Below are 19079 nucleotides of genomic sequence, written 5' to 3'. Positions count from 1 at the left end.
GTTGCGCCAATCGTGCTCCCCCATCAGTCCGGCTGGGACAGCATATTTTCCTGCCGCCGCCATTCCACGATGACTTTGCCGATAGACGTTACGGACGTTTCGACACGCATGGAAAGAAGTTAGGCCGGTTGCCTCCCCAGCACTGGTTTTTCCTTTAGATTTCAGATCAGCCTTCGGTCACAATGGAAATTAGCCGCAGACTGGCCCATCACACACTTCAATATCTTATTGATTGACATACAAAATGCTCAACTTCTCCCGCTACCCGTATCAGAGCAAGGTCAGATTTTTCCCACTCAAATACCGGCAACTAGCCTTCATCCAACAAGTATTGAAGCTCGTTTATTTGTGATGGCAACCCTTTGAATAATAAGTTTCTCTGTCGACAAAACGAACTCCCAGTGCGATGGGTATTTTTTTCACCTTTCGCCGACCCCCTGCCCGGCACCCGATGTATAGCTTGCATGGGATGTTGCCGTGGCTAAGATTCTAACTATTATTTATTTTTCATCTTTATGTTTTAGTCGTCGATATATGGCGCCTCATGCCATACACCATCACCCTGCCGCTCGTACTGGTATCCAGCTCTAATTTTACCGACCGCCCGAACCGTAGGGGCAAAAATCAGTAGAGACTGGATACTAACGCCGCGAAATGATTGTTCATCATGGTCAATTTCACCACATAGATAACAAATATCACCACCCATGGTGAAGGTAATTAATTTAACCTCCCTTTGATTTTCCATAACGTGGTCGCAGCAAAATACTAGTCGATCCGGTTTCACATTGTCCTCACGAAGCCCTTTCCACCCTTCCCACGATTGCAGGCGCGGCATGATCCGGCGATATTGCCTGGCTCGTTGCCACCTCCAGCGTGATACGGATTCATATGATCGAGTTCCAGCGAGCAAACATAGCCAGATTTTTCAACCACAGAAGTTCCGCAATACTCACATCTCATGACTCCATCACGACCGGTAATTCGTTTGCGCGTTAAATCTCGAACCTTCGTCGGGATATATCTGCCATTATGGACCCATGCCTGAGCATCCCCAACGAAGTAGTTATTCGTGATTTCCCCTGCTCTGGACTCAACCTCGAGATTGTAGACGCGAGCGGTGCGATTTCCGCGGACAATTTCAGCAACCGTCAGCGAGCCGTTGTCATTGGCCGCTTTGAGCGTTTCACCACCCTTGACCACCGCGGTTTTTACCATTGAAGTAGACGTCGAGACAGAATCACCCTGCTTCAGGGCACCAGCCTTCACCCATTCCCCAAACGGCGTCTTGCCGCTGGATGGGAACAGACGGGCCGGCACGACCGTGGCCGCCGGAGCATCGCCATCCAGCGCAGCGACCAGCGTCTCGACCTTACCGTCCCAGCCCTGCGTATGGAACGGATGCTCCGGCGTCGTTTCGATGACCTCGCAACTACCCGCTGCGTCTTCCAGTGTCAGCGAAAGCGTTCCCGGCGCCTGACGGTTAAAGGTCGAAACAACCTTGCGGTAAACCTCCCCACCTGTCTTTTCATCGACCGATGCTACCAGATCGCCAACCCGAACGGCCTCGATCGGCCTGTAGCCTTCCTTGGTCAGAACCTTCGTTCCTTCAACGAACGAGTTCATGAAGCGTAGATTTGCCGGTGTGCCGCCGCTCGTTATGAACATGCTTGCGGCATCCTGGAGCTTGCAGCTCTTGGGAGCCTTCTTCGCCTTAACCTTTGCACCGCACTCCAGCGCCCATAATCCTGCCTCCACGGTATACATGGCGACATTCTCGACGGTGAAACCATCCTGTTGCGCGGTGTTAATCGCATCCAGCACCCCCCGGCGATACCGAAGAAGATACAGCTCACACGGTTGCCGACCAGCGCCATCGACGTCATCGACCGAGTTGCGATGCTCGCGGTCGCACCATACTCGGCCGAGGCACTCATTCCATTCGGATCGGTCCAGTTGGCGGGCGAGTTCCAGACATAGCGATAGACGTTAAGGTCACCGGCTTCGAACCAGATCGGATCTTCCTGAAGGAAGCGCCCGGGCCAGCACGATCGGGTCGCCGAAGCATTGATATCGGGCTCGGCGATCAGCGCGTCATAATTCGGCCGCGCTGAAATAAAGTATCAACTCATCATCCATTACATTCACATAATATGAATTAATATTGCGATATAAATATTCTTCAAATGAAATCGAGACTTCATCAAATACCTCATGGATTCCAATAAACAGTGTCGAAGAATTTTCTCTCATAAAATCAACGTTTTTAAATGTAACACCTTTGTGAAAAAATTCGACACCGTCATTGTTCATATAGAAGCCACCTAAGGAACCAGCGATGTTCGGTGTTTCAGCGCCGATCTTCCAGTTGGAGACCATTATATATTCATTCTTGGATGTTAATTTCTCAAAGAAAAACTCTCTTATCGAATCGTAAACGGAGTTCGACACCGGATAAATTTGCGGATACGAATATTCCGTAAGTTCCAAATTTGCCATCTTATCGTTCATGAAGGCAACACAATCAAACGATCGAAGACGAGTTACACTTACAACTGCGTCATAAACGATCCCCCAACCCTCTAGATACGATAGCGCGGCGTCTACTTCATTACGGGACAGTGATCGAAGGACATCTTGAGATGGTTGCTGTGTATCTCTCTGACTGTTCATTAATCACCGCTTTTTTTGGCAACCATTTATCGCCATAATTTTCCCAATGCGCCCCGTCAGGGTCAACCTAGCCAATATGGCGTCCTTTCCCTATAGGGTGATCTCTATGGTCGCGCCAATACTCGCCAGCTTCAGACCGATCACGCAGCCCAAGCCTTTATTTTGAAGTGTTACCTCCTTCACAACCTGCTGGAGAACGTATCGGGTGCCGCTCCAACGGCGAACCCATACCGCAACCTGAACCGAGCGATTGATCGTAAGCCCTTGCTGCACCCCAATGGCGATCGCCCCAAGACCGACGCGCTCGCTTGCTGCACTCATGCCAGACAGATCGGTCCAATTGGCGGGCGAGTTCCAGACATAGCGATAGACGTTGAGGTCACCGGCTTCGAACCAGATCGGATCTTCCTGAAGGAAGCGCCCGGTCGAGGGATCGTAGGCGCGTGAACGATAGTGGGATAGGCCCGTCTCGGGCTCGCACTCCCGCCCGGCGAGACCGACAAGAAAAGCTTGGGTTGCTATCGGTGTTCCAATAAGGTTCCTAATCACGACATCGCAGAGCATTCAATCGTAAGACGGGGCTCAATATATTCTGAGTAATCGGCTACTTAGCTGCTGCGCGAGAACGACGCATTATGGAGGTTTGCCAATACAGCGACTGGCGACGCCTAATTTTCGGAAAAAAGCCAATAAAAACAATGAAATCTTATGATTTTCATTCCAGCTTACCTACCGGGGTTCTTAACGTGCCATTCCCGTTTTGTTTTCTCGCCCCAAGTTCACGAAATTTTAGGGGATTGCGGAACACATATGGAACATATAGTGTTCGTTCTGTATTTGTTTCGCGACTTCAACGACGATTCTTAAGGGTGTTTTCCTCATGCTCACGCGCAAACAGCAGGAATTGCTTCTCTTCATTCATGAAAGAATGAAAGAGTCCGGCGTGCCGCCCTCCTTCGATGAAATGAAGGACGCACTCGATCTTGCCTCCAAATCCGGCATCCACCGGCTGATCACCGCTCTGGAAGAGCGAGGGTTCATTCGCCGGCTACCTAACAGGGCGCGAGCGCTTGAAGTGATCAAGCTGCCGGAGGCCTATGTGCCCGGCTCGAGGCCGCAACGGGGCTTCTCGCCGAGCGTTATTGAAGGCAGCCTCGGCAAGCCCAAGATGCCTGAGCCCGCCCCTGCTCCCAAGGCGCCCGCGAACGACATAGCAGGCGCGGCAACCGTGCCCGTCATGGGCCGGATCGCTGCCGGTGTGCCGATCTCAGCCATTCAGAACAATACGCATGACGTGGCGGTTCCGGTGGACATGCTTGGCTCGGGCGAACATTACGCGCTCGAGGTCAAGGGCGATTCCATGATCGAGGCCGGCATCTTCGATGGCGATACCGTCATCATTCGCAACGGTAACACCGCCAATCCCGGCGATATCATCGTGGCGCTGGTCGATGACGAGGAAGCGACGCTGAAGCGCTTCCGTCGCAAAGGCGCCTCGATCGCACTTGAAGCCGCAAACCCTGCCTATGAAACCCGCATTTTCGGACCTGATCGGGTTAAAATCCAGGGCAAGCTGGTAGGGCTGATCCGCCGGTATCATTGATGCTGCTGCCGCTCCGGATAAGGCCGGAGCGGTCGATGAGCGATAAATCAGGCCTTCAAGATGAACGGCGCGTCATTCCACTCGAGTGATGCGCCTTTTCCTTTTATGGCGGCGAAGGCGGCTTTGCCAGAGGACGTCGGCAGGGATGGCGCCCCACCCATCAATTGGCGTTATGGGAGCGATGGATTCTTTGCGATATTCCGGGCCGGGCCGCTGGTATAAAAACCCGCTTCACAATCAGGAGACCCGCAATGTACGATCTTTATATCGCCAACAAGAATTACTCCTCCTGGTCGCTGAGGCCATGGGTCCTGATGCGCACGCTCGGTATCGCCTTCGAGGAGAAACTCGTCCCGTTTGGTGAAGGCGTATCATTCTCCACCTTTTCCCCAACTGGCAAGGTGCCTTGCCTCGTCGATGATGGCGTGACGATTTGGGAGTCACTCTCGATTGCCGAATATCTTGCCGAACGTCATCAAGGGGTATGGGCAAGCGACAAGCATGCGAGAGCCTGGTCGCGGTCGGCAGCAAGCGAAATGCATGCGGGATTTTCGTCCCTTCGCAATCTCTACCCCATGTCCGTTGGCGTTCGTGTCAGACCGAACGTCAGCGATGCCGGGCTTGCGGCGGATATAAAGCGTGTCGATGCGTTGTGGAGCGAGGGCCTGTCGAATTTCGGCGGTCCCTATCTCGCCGGTCAGAAGTTCACGGCGGTGGATGCCTTCTACTGCCCTGTGGCATTCCGTTTCCAGACGTATGGCACAGACCTTTCTCCTGCGGCAAAAGCCTATTGTGAGCGACTGCTCGCTCTGCCTTCCATGCGCGAATGGTATGAGGCGGGACTGAAGGAGACCTGGCGTGACGCGGCACATGAAGAGGAGATCGCCGGAATCGGCGAATTGACGACGGATCTACGCGCAAAGGCCTGACGATCCTTGCTGGTGGCGATCATTGCGACGCCGCCAGCAGACGGGTGATCGTTTCAGGCAATTCCCGGTCGAAACGTCCGGTTTTCCAGTCATAATATCGATGTTCACTCCACGGGCGGTTTGCGCCCGCGGTCGACGCCCGTAGCCGACCGACAACGCCGGGCTGATCGCTCCTCGCGAAGTCTATCTCCACGGAACCGATGCGCCGCAATATGTCGCGGTTGAGGAGTAACGCGCCCGAGCGACACTGTGCAAACGACGTTCTGCGGGAAACAATGACGATGTCGGCAATGTCACATGCCTTTCCGGCGAGGCGGCCGTCTTCCAGTACGATGATCCATTCGCCGCTTTCCGCACGCGCCACGCACCAGCGACCTGACTTGCATGTAAAAATTCCAGGCGCTGCATCCTTCAACGCAGCCGCCATGTCTCGTCCCACAGCCTTTATTTCGTCCCGCGTGAGCTTTGATTTCTTGGTGAGTGCGATGCCGGACGCGGTTGGAACGTCTTTTCTGAGGATAACGGGCGCGAGCGGTTTCTCCGGAAGCAGCAGCGCCCTTTGCCACTGGTCATAGATGAAGCCATGCGGCCGGGTTTTTGTGGCGTAAACCGTGTTCTCGTCCAGAAGCGCGACCAGAGAACCGTCTTCATGAACGAGGAGATCGGGCAGATCGCGCTGAGATGTCGCTGCCGAGAGGCCGAAGGCAAGCAGCAGAGGCGGGATGCCCAAAAGCGCAAGGCGGCTGCGCAGCAGGGTTAGCAGCAGGAATCCAGCCGAGGCGATGCCGATGAACCAGCCATGCGGACGTCCGGTCGCGGCGCTGCCACCCCAGGAGGCGACTTCGTCCGCGACCTCTATGACCAGCGCCATGCCATGGCCCATGACCTTCAGGAATGGCGCGTCGAGCCCGAACGGCATGAGCAGCATGGCAATCAGACCGAAGGGCATGACGATCAGCGACATGAGCGGCGTGGCGGCGAGATTGGCAAAAAGTCCATAGGTGGTGACACGCTGGAAATGTTCGGCAGAATAGATTGCTGTCGAAAGCCCACCGATCAGCGACGTTGTGATAACGCCGCCGATCACGGCACCCGCCGTTTGCGCTACCGTCACCCAAGCCGGTTTTCGCCCCCTAAAAAGACGCTCGCGGTCAATGCGCCATCGGCTCCAGGCCGCATAGGCAGAAACAAGCGCGATCGTTGCGGCAAATGACATCTGAAAGCTTGGCCCCATCACTTCGGACGGGGACAGCGCCAGTATCACGAGGGCGGAGAGCGCAACATTTCTCAGGCTGAGCGAGGGCTGATCGAAGAGTACCGCAATCAGCATCACCGACATCATCAGCCAGGCCCGCTCGGCGGAAACTGCGAAACCGGAAATCAGATAGTAGCAAAGTGTCATCAGGAGCGCTGCGAAGGCGGATATCTTCTTGACCGGCCATCGTTGGGCAAAGGCAGGGAACAGGCTGAATGCGAGCCTCATGCCGACAAAGAAGATGCCTGATGCCAAGGCCATGTTGAGCCCGGATATGGCAACGATATGAGCCAGCCCCGAGACCCGCAGCGCCTCCATGGTTTCCGGCGATATGGCTTGTCTCTCATCGGTGACGATGGATGCGGCGAAGGCACCCGCATCGCCGCCGATCGTCGTGCGAATGCGCTCGGCGATGGCGGCACGCAGGCGATAAAGCCACATGTCGGCCATCTCCAGCCAACCCTCGGCCCCAAGGTCCGCCGTCGCCACCGCCTGGGGCGGCTGATAAAAAAAGCCTGTCGCGCCGATGCCCCGGAAATAGGATGAAAAGGCAAAGTCGTTCAATCCCGGCAAAGCCGGTCCGGACGGTGGAGAGAGCCGTGCCTTGCCGCGTATGGTCGCGCCGATGGGCATGGCGTCGCCGCCACCGCGCGCAAGGAGCGACACCCTCCCCGGCAGACGCGTTAGTGACGGCGCTTCAGTGGAGTGGAGCTGCACCAGATACCGCCAGTCGCCCCGCGCATCCACCTCCCGGCGCACCACCTTGCCGGTGAGGGTGGTGGTGACCGGCGTGTCCAGAAGGATGGTCGCCGCACGGCGGGTTTCCAGTTCGGCAAAAAGCATGCCGAGCAACAAGAGGGCGACAAGGCTGCACGCCCTTCCCACCGTATCAAGGCGGTATCGGTTGAGAAGCGCCAGTGGGGCCGCGACTAAAAATGCGACGATCAGAAGGGGCAAGGAAGGCGCGGTGTCGAGAGAAAACCAGAGGATCGCTCCGCAACCGATGACAACGGGTACGAAAAGAAAATCGTGCCCGAATGCGCGTTCTTCCGTCAGCCAGACGGCAACTTTTCGAGAAACGGAAACGCCGGGTTCGGGCCTGTCGACCAGAGGCGGCAGAACAGGGATCGCGACGGCGCCGGTCCGCTGCAGCGGAAACAGGATATCCACCGTGCCGGGGGCGTTTCCCTGCATCGTTTCGGCATATCCGAAATGCTGTTTTTCCCCTTGACCAAGCATTCTGCGCCGCGCCCCTGCCGCACTGTAAACAGGTTTGCAGAGGGACGCCCGAGATTGCAATGCTTTCCTTTAACCGCGCGTTGACCGAGATTGAATTGCTTCGATCGACGAGGCCAAAAGCAACGCATTTGCGTTTGCCGCAATGCACAATTTGACCTTTGGATAGCTTGGCATCTGCGACAGGATCATATAGCTAATCGGTAGACGCTTAACCGCGGGGCGTGTCTCAACGCCCCCACCCGCATGTTTTCGGAGGATCAGTATGACGGAAAAAAGCGCTACAGTGACACTTGGCGACAAACAGGTCGAACTCCCTGTCAGGGAAGGCACGATCGGGCCGAGCGTCGTCGATATCGGCACGCTGTACAAACACACGGGCTCCTTCACTTACGACCCGGGTTTCACGTCGACGGCCTCCTGCGAATCCAAGATCACCTATATCGACGGTGACGAAGGTGTTCTCCTGCACCGTGGCTTCCCCATCGAACAGCTCGCCGAACAGGGCGACTTCCTGGAAACCTGCTATCTGCTGCTTTACGGCGAACTGCCGACGGCGGCACAGAAGAAAGATTTCGATACCCGCGTCACGCGCCACACCATGGTGCACGAGCAGATGAGCCGCTTCTTTACCGGCTACCGTCGCGACGCACATCCGATGGCCGTCATGTGCGGCACGGTCGGCGCTCTCTCGGCCTTTTACCACGACTCGACCGACATCACCGATCCGCATCAGCGCATGGTCGCATCGCTTCGCATGATCGCCAAGATGCCGACGATCGCCGCGATGGCCTACAAGTACCATATCGGCCAGCCCTTCGTTTACCCGAAGAACGATCTGGATTACGCCTCCAACTTCCTGCACATGTGCTTTGCCGTGCCGTGCGAGGAATACAAGGTCGATCCGGTTCTGGCCCGCGCCATGGACCGCATCTTCATTCTGCATGCCGATCACGAGCAGAATGCCTCCACCTCCACGGTGCGTCTTGCCGGTTCGTCGGGCGCCAACCCGTTCGCCTGTATTGCGGCCGGCATTGCCTGCCTCTGGGGTCCGGCACACGGCGGCGCCAACGAAGCGGCGCTCAACATGCTCAATGAAATCGGCTCGGTTGATCGCATTCCGGAATACATCGCCCGCGCCAAGGACAAGAACGACCCGTTCCGCCTGATGGGCTTTGGTCACCGCGTCTACAAGAACTACGACCCGCGCGCCAAGATCATGCAGAAGACGATGTATGAAGTGCTGGAAGCCACTGGCAATTCCGACGATCCGATCATGCAGGTCGCGCTGGAACTGGAAAAGATCGCCCTTTCCGACCCGTATTTTGTCGAAAAGAAGCTTTACCCGAATGTCGACTTCTATTCGGGCATCACGCTGAAGGCGCTCGGCTTCCCCACGACCATGTTTACCGTTCTCTTCGCTCTCGCCCGTACCGTTGGCTGGATCGCACAGTGGAACGAAATGATCGAAGATCCGCAGCAGCGCATCGGCCGTCCGCGCCAGCTTTACACGGGTGCCGGCAAACGCGACTACGTTCCGGTTTCCAAGCGTTAATCGGCAAACCACATCAAAGGCCGGCGGGTTTTACTCGCCGGCCTTTTTGCTTGCCATTGTGGATTGGGATACACGCGATGGGACCGGCAGCAACACAGACCCTGACACAGCCGGGGCTTCAACTTCACTGTCTGCGGGCGTTCACGACCTCAAGGAGAATAGCCGCGCCGGTTTCGCCGGGCGGGACATCCGTGCGCAGACGTTGCTGCACCAGAGCATAACCTTCGAGCATGGCCTTCCGCTCAATTGTATCGGATGACAGGCGTTCCGCCCAACGCAGCATCGATCCGGCCCTGACCACCTCGTTGAAATACTCCGGGACGACAGCATAATCGGCAATGAGATTGGGTAGCGCACCCGTCCAGGTCTTCACCCGCTTGCTCAGCATGGTGAAAATCCAGTCGGTCTTGTAGACAGATATGGTCGGCACGCCGGCAAGAGCCAACTCAAGAATGACCGTGCCTGACGCTGCGATAGCCGCATCGGCTTCCGCAAAGGAGTTCCACTTGAAAGCAGGATCGATGCCGATTTCGGGTCTGATTTCCTGCGGCCAAGACGCCGCCAGTTCGCGGATGCGATGTTCCTGACGTGGAACGGTGGGCAGCAGAAACCGCGTCGGACCATTCCGTTCCACGAAAGCCTTCGCCGCGTGCTGGAACGGCTCCATCAGCCTGGTGGTCTCGGTGGAACGCGACCCGGGCAGAAGAAGAATCGTCTTCGGCCGCCCCTCCGCTGGAAGTGGCCGTTCTGCCCGCTTCCGACGCACCGCGAGGACGTCCGGATCGACGCTGAGGCGATGGCCGACGAATGTGGTCGGCGGGCCTCCGAGACTGCGCATCGCCTCCGGCTCAAATGGCAGGAGAGCCAGGACATGGTCCACATAGGATAACATCGCCGTGGCGCGATGTTCTTTCCAGGCCCAGACGCTCGGGCAAACATAATTGACGACCGGCAGATGCGGCAGTTCCTTGCGGACTTTTTTTGCCACTCGATGGGTGAAATCCGGGCTGTCGATGATCAAAAGAACATCCGGTTTTTCCCGTATCACCGCCTCAGCCGCCCGGTTGATCAGGCCGATCAGTTTGGGCAGTTTCTTGAGGACCTGAGTGAACCCCATGATCGAGAGTTCGGAATAATCGAAAAGAGAAGTGAGCCCCTGCCCCTCGAGCGCCTCGCCGCCGACGCCGACAAGTTCGATCGAACCGGGATATCGGGCCTTGAGGGCCCGGATCAGATCCGCGCCGAGAAGATCGCCCGACACTTCGCCGGCGATGACCGCCACCTTCAATCTTTCCGTCATTCCATCATGTCTCCACGAAGTGACGTATCGATGCCACAGACGAATATGCCCGCCTGATCGGCAGCTTTCAACATCGCGTCACGATCAAGCACCAGTGCGCGTCCGGCTTCGACGGCAATGCCCGCAAGCCCGGCCTTTTGAGCATTTTCGACAGTTTCGATCCCGATTGTCGGCAGATCGGCGCGTATATCCTGCTGCGGTTTGCAGAGCTTGACCAGCACGCCCCGGCGGCGGGGCGAGATGCGTCCCTCCGCGCGCAATGCCGCGACGCGCAGTAACATTGCGTCCGTCCCTTCAACGCCCTCGAGCGCCACGATGCGGCCGCCGACGGAGACCGCACCCTGCCCGACATCAAGTTTGCCGAGCGCAAGCGCCGCCTCAGCTGCCTTGCGTATGTCCTTCAAATCGTCTTCGGCCGGTTTTTGCGTGCCGAAAGCGCCAGTCGTGGCCAAGAGGCCTGGAGCGATCTCATGCGCGCCGATGACTTTCGCACCGAGCGTGCCGATGATCTTTATGACCATCTGCAGAACGGCGTCATCGCCGCCCGACAACAGCGTTTTGACGATGGATGGAAGTTTTAGCAGGATGGCGACGGTGGGGCGGATTTCACGCCATTCCGGCCGTCGCGCCACGGCCCCGGAAAGCACGACACGATCCACCCGATTGTCACGCAGCAGCCGGCCAAGCCCGGCGACGTCACCAACCGAGATGACGGCGTTGTCGAAACCGCTCCAGTCGAAGCGGGAATCATCGCGCAGCCGCACGATGAAAGGATCCTCTCCCATCTCACGGGCGGCGTTCGCCACGTAAAGCGGCAACTGGCCGCTGCCGGCCACAATGGCGAGACGCCCGCAGCCTGTCACGGCTCACTTGCCCCGGTTGGGCGAAGAGATCGCGCGGTCGCTGTCCACTCCAATGAAATCGATGATTTCTAGCGCCTGCGGGCAATCCAGATATTCGCTGCGGTCGATCGCTGCCGCATTGCCGCGGATAGTGCCTTCTGCCTCGAAAATCTGCTTGAAGACGCGCCGGACCTTGTGGATATCTGCGCGCTCAATGCCGGCACGCGTCATGCCAACGACATTAAGGCCGCCGAGAATGCCGGGATTGCCATTCAGCATGCCATAGGGAATGACATCGTAATTGACCGCGGACAGCCCGCCGATGAAGGCCTGACGGCCAATGCGGGTGAACTGGTGAACAGCACAGCCGCCGCCGAGAATGGCGCGGTCCTCGATCGTCACATGGCCGGCCAGCATCACATTGTTGGACAGGATGATGTGGTCGCCAAGGCGGCAATCATGCGCCACATGTGAGTTGGCAAGGAACAGATTGTCGTTACCGACGATCGTCTTGCCGCTGCCATCAGAGCTGCCGGCGTTCATGGTGACGCCTTCGCGCATGATGCAGCGCTCGCCAATTTCGAGCGTGGTTTCAGAACCGTCGTGGCGAACCGCCTGCGGCGTTCCGCCGATGACCGCCATGGGGTGGACGACCGATCCACGGCCGATGACCGTCAGGCCGGATACAACGGCATGATTGTGCAGCCGGACATCATCATGCAGCGTGACTTTCGCGCCGACGTAGCTCAGCGCACCGATGACGACGTTTTCACCGATCACCGCGCCATCTTCGATCACGGCGGTGGGGTGAATTCTGGCCGAGGCGGCAATCGTGCTCATTGCTGGTCCTCGGGGATCATCATGGCGCCGACATCAGCCTCCGCCACCAGCGCACCATCCACCTTCGCCTCGCAATGGAATTTGAAGACATTGCCGCGCTGGCGCTGCTTGACGACGTGGATTTCCAGACGATCGCCGGGGATCACGGGTTTGCGGAAACGGGCGTTGTCGATTGTCATGAAGTAGACCAGATGGCCGCCCTCACCTTGACTGCGGGCGCATATTGCACCTGCCGTCTGGGCCATGGCTTCGACGATCAGAACACCCGGCATGATCGGCCGGTCCGGGAAGTGGCCGGTGAAATGCGGTTCGTTGACCGTCACGTTCTTGATGCCGGTCGCCGAATTGTTACCGTCAATATCGATGATCTTGTCGATCAGCAAGAATGGGTAACGATGCGGCAGAAGCTTCATGACTTCCAGAATGTCAGCCGCGCCGAGCGTCGTCTTCGTTTCTTCAGTCATTGTTTTTCTCTCCTGTTTTTTTATCACGCCCTTCAGCGCGTGCCAGAATTTCGGCCATGTCGCGCAGGAAATATTTCATCGGTCGCGCAGGCGTTCCGCCATAACGGGCGCCTGCCGGCACGTCCGCCACAACACCGCTCATGGCAGCGATCTGCACGCCGTCGCCAATGTTGATATGGCCATTGATGCCTGCCGCACCACCAATCATCACACCGTCGCCGATACGGGTGCTGCCCGCAATGCCGACCTTGCTGACGATGCCGCAATGGCGGCCGATGCGAACGTTGTGGCCAATCTGGACTTGATTGTCGATCTTGGTGCCTTCGCCGATCACCGTGTCATCCATGGTGCCGCGATCGATCGTGGTGTTCGCGCCGATCTCGACATTGTCCTGGATGATGACACGGCCAATCTGGACGATCTTCAGCATGCCGCGTGGACCGGGGGCATAACCGAAACCGTCTTGCCCGATGCGCGCACCATTGTGGATAATCACATTATTACCGATGAGCGCGGCAAGAACGCTTGCGCCGCCTGCAATGGTGCAATCGCGTCCGATCTGTACATCCTGCCCGATGACGACACCGGGCCCGATCCGCGTACCAGCACCGATATGAGCGCCGGCGCCGATCACTGCGAGCGCCTCGACAATGACGCCCGCTTCCAGCTTCGCGGAAGGATCGACATGCGCAGCATGAGAAATTTCGCTTTCCATCCGCGCGATCGGACCCGGACGCATCGCCGAGGGGTGCAGCAAAGCACCAACCTGGGCAAACAGCGTGTGTGGATTTTTCGATATCAGCGCGGGGATGTCGGACGGAAGCATGTCCACGAGGGCAGCGTCACAAATGACGGCGGCGGCTTCGCAGGTCTGCAGCTCATCGCGGTTCTTGCGCGAAAGGATATAGCAGAGCTGATCGGGTTTTGCCCGATAGACCGGAGAAACGGACCTGATAATCCGCTCTCCCGCCGCCTCATCAGACAGTTCCGCCCCAAAGCGGTCTGCGATGTCTTTCAATCGCAGTCCCTCGTGGGGCGGAAAAAACGCGTTGTATTCCATTAGCCGGAAACTCCAGAACGTTCAAAGTTGCAGTTCTGGACTGCCGATATCAGAAAGTGTTGGACATGCCAAACCGGAAACGCTGTTCCTCGTCGTAGTCTTCCTTGGCGATCGGAACCGCGTAGTCTACACGGATCGGACCGAAGGGCGACGCCCACATCACGCCAATACCGGCGGATGCGCGGATGGAATTGTCATCCTTTACACCGGCGCTGTTGGCGACCTTATTGCCGTAAAGCGTACCGGCATCGACGAAACCAGCAAGACGCAGACCGAAATCCTCGGGAACGCCAGGCATCGGAGCCGTGACTTCAGCAGAGGCGGCGAAATAGGTCGTGCCGCCGATGGAGTCGGAACCGATGCGCGGACCGATACCATCGTTCTTGAAGCCGCGCACCTGACGTCCGCCGAACTTGAACTGATCGAATACCAGCAGATTGTCGCCCGTCGGCATCACGTGACCGGCCTGACCGGTGAGCGAGCCGATGACGTCGTACTCATCCGACAGGGTATAGAAGAAGCGCGCCTTGGCGTAGATCTTGTAATATTCGGAATCGCCACCCAGACCGGCAAATTCGTTCGTCAAAGCAGCCTGCCAGCCTTCACGCGGCATGTTGCGGTCGTCGAGCGTATTGTAGTTCAGCGTGTTGGAGATGATGGACTGCGTCCAATCGCCACCGCGGATCAGGTCCTTATAAGGTGCAGCAAGGTTGCTACCGGTCTCCCAGTCGCCCTCACCATCATAGTTGAGCTGCTTGTAGGTATACTTGAACGTCGTCGAGAGGTCCTCGGTGATTGGCGCGGTCACGCGCAGCGAGAAGCCCTGCTCGTCGTAGTCGTAATAATCTTCGCTGCGGCTCTGGCTCTTGAACAGGTCGAAACCCGCAGCAAGGCGGTAGCCGAGGAAATAAGGCTCGGTAAAGGACAGCGTGTAGCTACGCGCATCGTCTTCACCCGCACCGGCAGCGAGACGGATATACTGACCGCGGCCGAGGAAGTTCTTTTCTTCGATGGAGGCTTCGAGCAGAACACCGTCGTTCTGCGAATAACCGGCGCCGATACCGAACGAACCGGTCGACTGATCTTCAACGTCAACCACGATCACGACGCGGTCAGGCGCGCTGCCGCCGGCGGTCGAGATATTGACCTTCGAGAAGTAACCCAGCGCTTCCAGACGACGCTTGGCAGCGGTGATAACCGTCTGGTTGAACGCATCGCCTTCAGAAATATCGAATTCGCGACGAATGACATAGTCACGCGTGCGGGTGTTGCCACGGATTTCGATACGCTCGACGTAAGCGCGCTCGCCCTGATCAACGATGTAGGTCACGCCAATGGTGTTGCCGGACATGTCGCGGTCGCCGCGCGGCGTTACACGGGCGAAAGGATAACCTTCACCGGCGACGCGCTTGGAAATCGCCTCCATGCTCTGCTGAACTTCCTTGGCGCTGTAGCTTGCGCCCTGGCGGGTCTCAACGAGGCCCTGAAGCTCCGAACCCTCAACACCCGGAACGGTCGATTCGACCGCGACGTTGCCGAAGTTGTAACGCTGACCTTCATCGACCGTGATGGTGATGTTGTATTCGTTTTTGGACTCATCAAGCACAGCCTCGGAACCAACGACCCGGAAGTCGGCGTAACCGCGGTTGTAATAGAACTGGCGCAGCGCCTCTTCGTCGGCGCGCAGCTTGTCCTCGTTGTAGACGTCCTTACGCGTCAGGAATGACAGCATGTTGGACTTCTTGGTATTGATGACAGCAGCCAGACGACCATCGCTGTAGGCATTGTTGCCCACGAAGTCGATGCGGCCGATCTTGGTACGCTCACCTTCATTGATGACGAAAGCGATGTTCACGCGACCCTGACCGACGGAAACCGTCTGGGTGGTGACTTCGACATCGCTGCGGCCGATAGCGGCATAGGCTTCCTTGATGCGGGCAATATCCGCCGTCACGATGGCCTGATTGAACGGGCCGAGCGACTGCGTCTGCACGATGCCGGCGAGCTTGTCGTCCTTGATCTTGCGGTTGCCGTTGAAGACTACCTGGTTAACGAGCTGGTTCTCGTTGACGGTCACGACAAGCGTGCTGCCCGAAACGCGCATGGAAACATTCGAGAAGTAACCGGTGGCGTAAAGACGCTTCACCGATTCATCGATGTCCGAATTGGAAAAGTTCTTGCCGGGCGCAATGGTGATGTTGGAACGAACCGAATCCGCACCCGATCTTTCGGCGCCGCGAACGTCGATTCTGCTGATGACGGCTGCGTGTGCAACGCCAGCAGAGGCAAGCACACCAAGGCCCGCAACCGAAGAAACACCGGCAGACAGAGCAACCGCCGACACAGCGTTCAAAAATCTTGAACCAGCCTTCATTTCAATTCTTACCTTTTTACGTTGTCCCTCAGCGGGCGGAACCCGACTCCGGCCATGTGCGTCGTTTTACCTGCTTTTCCCCTACAAGCAAGCGCGAACGTTAAATTCTGTTTACTTCGTGCTCCAGAGTGGCTCATTCGCCACTTTGGCATAAAAACAAGGTAAACAACCGACTAACAAAACCGTTAAAACACAATCCTCAGCCAATCAAGCTGCTGATATCATTCCATGTTGCAAAAACCATAAGACCCAAAATCATCGCCATGCCGATGCGGAAGGCAACCTCCTGCGCGCCCGCTCCCAGCGGCCTGCCGCGGATGGCCTCGATGGCGTAGAACACGAGATGTCCGCCGTCCAGAACCGGGACGGGCATCAGATTGAGGAGCCCGATCGATACCGACAAAACGGCTGCAAGTTGAATCACGGCGGAAATGCCAAGCGTCGCCATCTGGCCAGAAGCCTGCGCGACCCGCACCGGGCCGCCGAGCTGATCGGCATTCATGCGGCCGGTAACGAGATTGCCGATATAATTGAATGTGCCGGTGATGACGTGGCCTGTCTCGCGCACACCTTCCAGAAGCGCCTGCGACGGTGAATATTCGATGTGACGGAAATTACCGCTGGTCTGGTCGGTGACAATGCCGATGATACCCATTTCCAGCTTGTTGCCAAACTGGTCGGTGGTTTCGGTACGGGTCGGCACCATCGGCAGTTTGAGCTCCTCGCCTCCCCGCTCGACGGTGACCGTGATAGGCGTGCCGGGCCGGATGCCGACATAACGGCGGACATCTTCGAAGGTCACCACTTTTTCGCCGTCAATCGCCACCAGACGGTCGCCGGGGCGCACGCCCGCAGCGGCGGCGGCACTGTTTTCACGCACCTCTGCAACAACGGGATCGGCGATCATCCGGCCGTAAATGCCGAAGAGTACTGCGAAGATGAGAATCGCGAGGATGAAGTTTGCGATCGGGCCCGCAGCGACGGTCGCCGCCCTTTTCCACAGTTTTGCACCGGAAAGCGTCTGCGCCCTCTCCTCCAGCGTCATATGGGACAGGCCCGAGCTGTCTGGCTTGCTCGCTGCGTCTTCATCACCAAAGAATTTCACGTAGCCGCCCAGTGGTATGGCTGAGATCTTCCATCTCGTCCCGCGCTTATCGGTGAAACCGAGCAGCTCGGGGCCGAATCCGACGGAGAATGCCGTGGAACGGATGCCGCACCAGCGACCGACGAGATAATGCCCCATCTCGTGGACGAAAACGAGAAGGGAAAGCACCAGGATGAAGGGCACGATATAGCCGGTCAAAAAGCCGGTCGCCGCCATTACTGTGTTCATGACAATCTGCCCTTCATGTCGTGACCTTTCGTGCCGCTTAGAAACCCGGCAGCAGACCGCCGCCCGACCCGGGTACATCACCGGTTGCCGCCGCGTGCACGAAAGCTATGAGGAATACCGTAAAGCAGGCGAAAACAAGACCGTCAACACGGTCCATGAAGCCGCCATGGCCAGGAATGAGATGGCTTGAATCCTTGACCTGGAAACGCCGTTTCACGAAGGATTCGAAGAGATCGCCGATCTGGCTGAACACGGAAAGAAGGAGCGCAAGCCCCAGCACCAGAAAGCTGATGCGTCCGTGATAGGCCATGGAGACTGCCGCGCCGCCGATCACGGCCGCCGCCGCCCCGCCAATCGCGCCGGACCACGTCTTGCCGGGCGAAATAGAAGGCGCCAGCTTCGGCCCGCCGATGGCGCGACCGACGAAATAGGCAAGAATATCCGTTGACCAGACAACGGCGAAAATGAAAAGGATGGATACAAAGCCCGTCAGTTCGTCACCGCGGATGGCCGCCAGTGATATACCGCTGAGACCCGCATAAAAAATGCCGCCCACCAGCCACCAGTTTTTGCCGCGCAATACCGGAAACAGCGCCGCTGTCAGCGTGAAGCCTGACAAAAGCGGCAGGTCGAGCGAGGATTCGCCGAAAATCGTGTTGCCGGCAATGACGGCGACGGAAAACCAGCCCCAGGCGTTGCCGGTCGGATTGCTCTCCGACATCCGGGTAATCGTCGACCACTCATAATAGATGAGAATCGCCAGAAGGCCCGCAACGATGCGGAACAGAATGCCGCCATACCAGGTTGCGGCCAGAATGACCGCGGCCATGACGATCGCGGAAACAATCCGCAGTCTGAGTTCTCGGCTCATCAGGCGCCTGCCACGGCAACCTGCTCGGTGAGTGCACCGAAGCGGCGGTCACGCGTTGCATATTGCTCGATTGCGGAGAAGAAGAGCTGCCGGTCGAAGTCCGGCCAATATTCCGGAATGAACAGGAACTCGGAATAGGCCGCCTGCCAGAGCAGGAAGTTAGACAGGCGTTCCTCGCCGCTGGTGCGGATGATCAGGTCAGGATCAGGAATGCCCGAGGTGTCGAGCCGGGCCGAAATCATCTCGGGGGTGATGGAAGCGGCGTCTAGCCTGCCTGCGGCAACATCAAGGGCGATCGACGCCGTCGCGCGAGCGATCTCGTCACGGCTGCCGTAGTTGAAGGCGATCACCAGCGTCAGCTTGGTGTTGTCGGCCGTCATCTGCTCAGCCTCTTCCAGAAGCGAGCGAATATCGTTCTTCAGCCCCTGCCGGTCACCGATGATCCGCACGCGGACGTTCTCGCGGTGCAGTTCGGCAAGGTCGCGGCGGATGAAAGCCTTCAAAAGCCCCATCAGGTCGCTTACCTCGGATTCGGGCCTGCGCCAGTTTTCCGACGAGAAGGCGAAGAGAGTGAGATAGCGTATGCCGCAGTCACCGGCCGCGCGCACGGTCTCGCGCACGGCCTCCACACCGCGGCGATGCCCCATCACGCGCGGGAGGCCGCGCTGCTTTGCCCAGCGACCGTTGCCATCCATGATGATGGCGACGTGCTCGGGTATGGAGGAACGTGTCGTCGTCGGCATA

General features: G+C 57.7%; 16 protein-coding genes and 1 pseudogene. 3 read left to right on the top strand and 14 right to left on the bottom strand.

Going from position 1 to position 19079, the window contains the following annotated elements:
• Positions 1 to 783: 783 nt before the first annotated feature.
• The 4 genes and pseudogenes from QE453_RS15805 to QE453_RS15795 all read right to left on the bottom strand — a co-directional run bounded on the left by QE453_RS15805 (position 784) and on the right by QE453_RS15795 (position 3237).
• Positions 784 to 1824, bottom strand: a complete 1041-nt coding sequence (locus tag QE453_RS15805) for a polymorphic toxin-type HINT domain-containing protein (RefSeq protein WP_309777409.1) — start codon at positions 1822 to 1824, stop codon at positions 784 to 786.
• Between the two features lie 122 nt (positions 1825 to 1946).
• Positions 1947 to 2072 (bottom strand): annotated as a pseudogene (locus QE453_RS25270) (RHS repeat-associated core domain-containing protein); the annotation flags it as partial.
• A 22-nt stretch (positions 2073 to 2094) separates the two neighbouring features.
• Positions 2095 to 2673, bottom strand: coding sequence for a hypothetical protein (locus QE453_RS15800; RefSeq protein WP_146175666.1), 579 nt, complete (start codon positions 2671 to 2673; stop codon positions 2095 to 2097).
• 90 nt (positions 2674 to 2763) lie between these two features.
• The gene (locus tag QE453_RS15795) at positions 2764 to 3237 is read right to left on the bottom strand and encodes an RHS repeat-associated core domain-containing protein (RefSeq protein WP_045534121.1); all 474 of its coding nucleotides are present in this window, start codon (positions 3235 to 3237) and stop codon (positions 2764 to 2766) included.
• Positions 3238 to 3553: 316 nt separating this feature from the next.
• Here QE453_RS15795 and lexA point away from each other — a divergent pair, with 316 nt between their 5' ends.
• Positions 3554 to 4276, top strand: coding sequence for a transcriptional repressor LexA (gene lexA, locus QE453_RS15790; protein WP_045534120.1), 723 nt, complete (start codon positions 3554 to 3556; stop codon positions 4274 to 4276).
• Positions 4277 to 4527: 251 nt separating this feature from the next.
• Positions 4528 to 5205: a glutathione S-transferase family protein gene (locus tag QE453_RS15785; RefSeq protein ID WP_045534119.1), complete on the top strand. Its 678-nt coding sequence runs from the start codon at positions 4528 to 4530 to the stop codon at positions 5203 to 5205.
• A 19-nt stretch (positions 5206 to 5224) separates the two neighbouring features.
• On the opposite strand, the gene QE453_RS15780 is transcribed toward QE453_RS15785, so the two are convergent.
• Positions 5225 to 7699: a ComEC/Rec2 family competence protein gene (locus QE453_RS15780; protein ID WP_309777406.1), complete on the bottom strand. Its 2475-nt coding sequence runs from the start codon at positions 7697 to 7699 to the stop codon at positions 5225 to 5227.
• Positions 7700 to 7961: 262 nt separating this feature from the next.
• Between QE453_RS15780 and gltA the strand changes: the two genes are divergently transcribed.
• Entirely contained in the window at positions 7962 to 9251 is a 1290-nt protein-coding gene (gene gltA, locus QE453_RS15775; protein ID WP_006697561.1) for a citrate synthase, read from the top strand.
• A gap of 124 nt (positions 9252 to 9375) precedes the next feature.
• Here the strand turns inward: gltA and lpxB are convergent, their stop codons facing one another.
• The 9 genes from lpxB to QE453_RS15730 form a co-directional block, all read right to left on the bottom strand.
• On the bottom strand, positions 9376 to 10551 hold the full coding sequence (gene lpxB, locus QE453_RS15770) for a lipid-A-disaccharide synthase (protein ID WP_045534118.1): 1176 nt from the start codon (positions 10549 to 10551) through the stop codon (positions 9376 to 9378).
• Complete coding sequence (locus tag QE453_RS15765) at positions 10548 to 11414, bottom strand: LpxI family protein (RefSeq protein ID WP_045534117.1); 867 nt, start codon at positions 11412 to 11414, stop codon at positions 10548 to 10550. Before QE453_RS15765 ends, lpxB begins: the two co-directional genes overlap by 4 nt.
• A 3-nt stretch (positions 11415 to 11417) precedes the next feature.
• Entirely contained in the window at positions 11418 to 12233 is an 816-nt protein-coding gene (gene lpxA / locus QE453_RS15760) for an acyl-ACP--UDP-N-acetylglucosamine O-acyltransferase (protein WP_006697564.1), read from the bottom strand.
• Positions 12230 to 12697, bottom strand: coding sequence for a 3-hydroxyacyl-ACP dehydratase FabZ (fabZ, locus tag QE453_RS15755; RefSeq protein ID WP_004441570.1), 468 nt, complete (start codon positions 12695 to 12697; stop codon positions 12230 to 12232). Before fabZ ends, lpxA begins: the two co-directional genes overlap by 4 nt.
• Positions 12690 to 13757, bottom strand: a complete 1068-nt coding sequence (lpxD, locus tag QE453_RS15750; RefSeq protein ID WP_045534116.1) for a UDP-3-O-(3-hydroxymyristoyl)glucosamine N-acyltransferase — start codon at positions 13755 to 13757, stop codon at positions 12690 to 12692. Before lpxD ends, fabZ begins: the two co-directional genes overlap by 8 nt.
• A gap of 49 nt (positions 13758 to 13806) precedes the next feature.
• Positions 13807 to 16131, bottom strand: coding sequence for an outer membrane protein assembly factor BamA (gene bamA, locus QE453_RS15745; RefSeq protein ID WP_045534115.1), 2325 nt, complete (start codon positions 16129 to 16131; stop codon positions 13807 to 13809).
• Between the two features lie 199 nt (positions 16132 to 16330).
• The gene (gene rseP, locus QE453_RS15740) at positions 16331 to 17452 is read right to left on the bottom strand and encodes an RIP metalloprotease RseP (protein WP_169692052.1); all 1122 of its coding nucleotides are present in this window, start codon (positions 17450 to 17452) and stop codon (positions 16331 to 16333) included.
• Between the two features lie 49 nt (positions 17453 to 17501).
• Positions 17502 to 18335, bottom strand: a complete 834-nt coding sequence (locus tag QE453_RS15735; protein ID WP_004441563.1) for a phosphatidate cytidylyltransferase — start codon at positions 18333 to 18335, stop codon at positions 17502 to 17504.
• Complete coding sequence (locus tag QE453_RS15730; RefSeq protein WP_004441561.1) at positions 18335 to 19078, bottom strand: isoprenyl transferase; 744 nt, start codon at positions 19076 to 19078, stop codon at positions 18335 to 18337. Before QE453_RS15730 ends, QE453_RS15735 begins: the two co-directional genes overlap by 1 nt.
• Position 19079: the final 1 nt, after the last annotated feature.

Source organism: Agrobacterium sp. SORGH_AS_0440 (assembly GCF_031453135.1).
Classification (GTDB): domain Bacteria; phylum Pseudomonadota; class Alphaproteobacteria; order Rhizobiales; family Rhizobiaceae; genus Agrobacterium; species Agrobacterium pusense.
The sequence above is the reverse complement of the archived record's forward strand: the minus strand, read 5'-3'. Positions and strand labels throughout refer to the sequence as shown.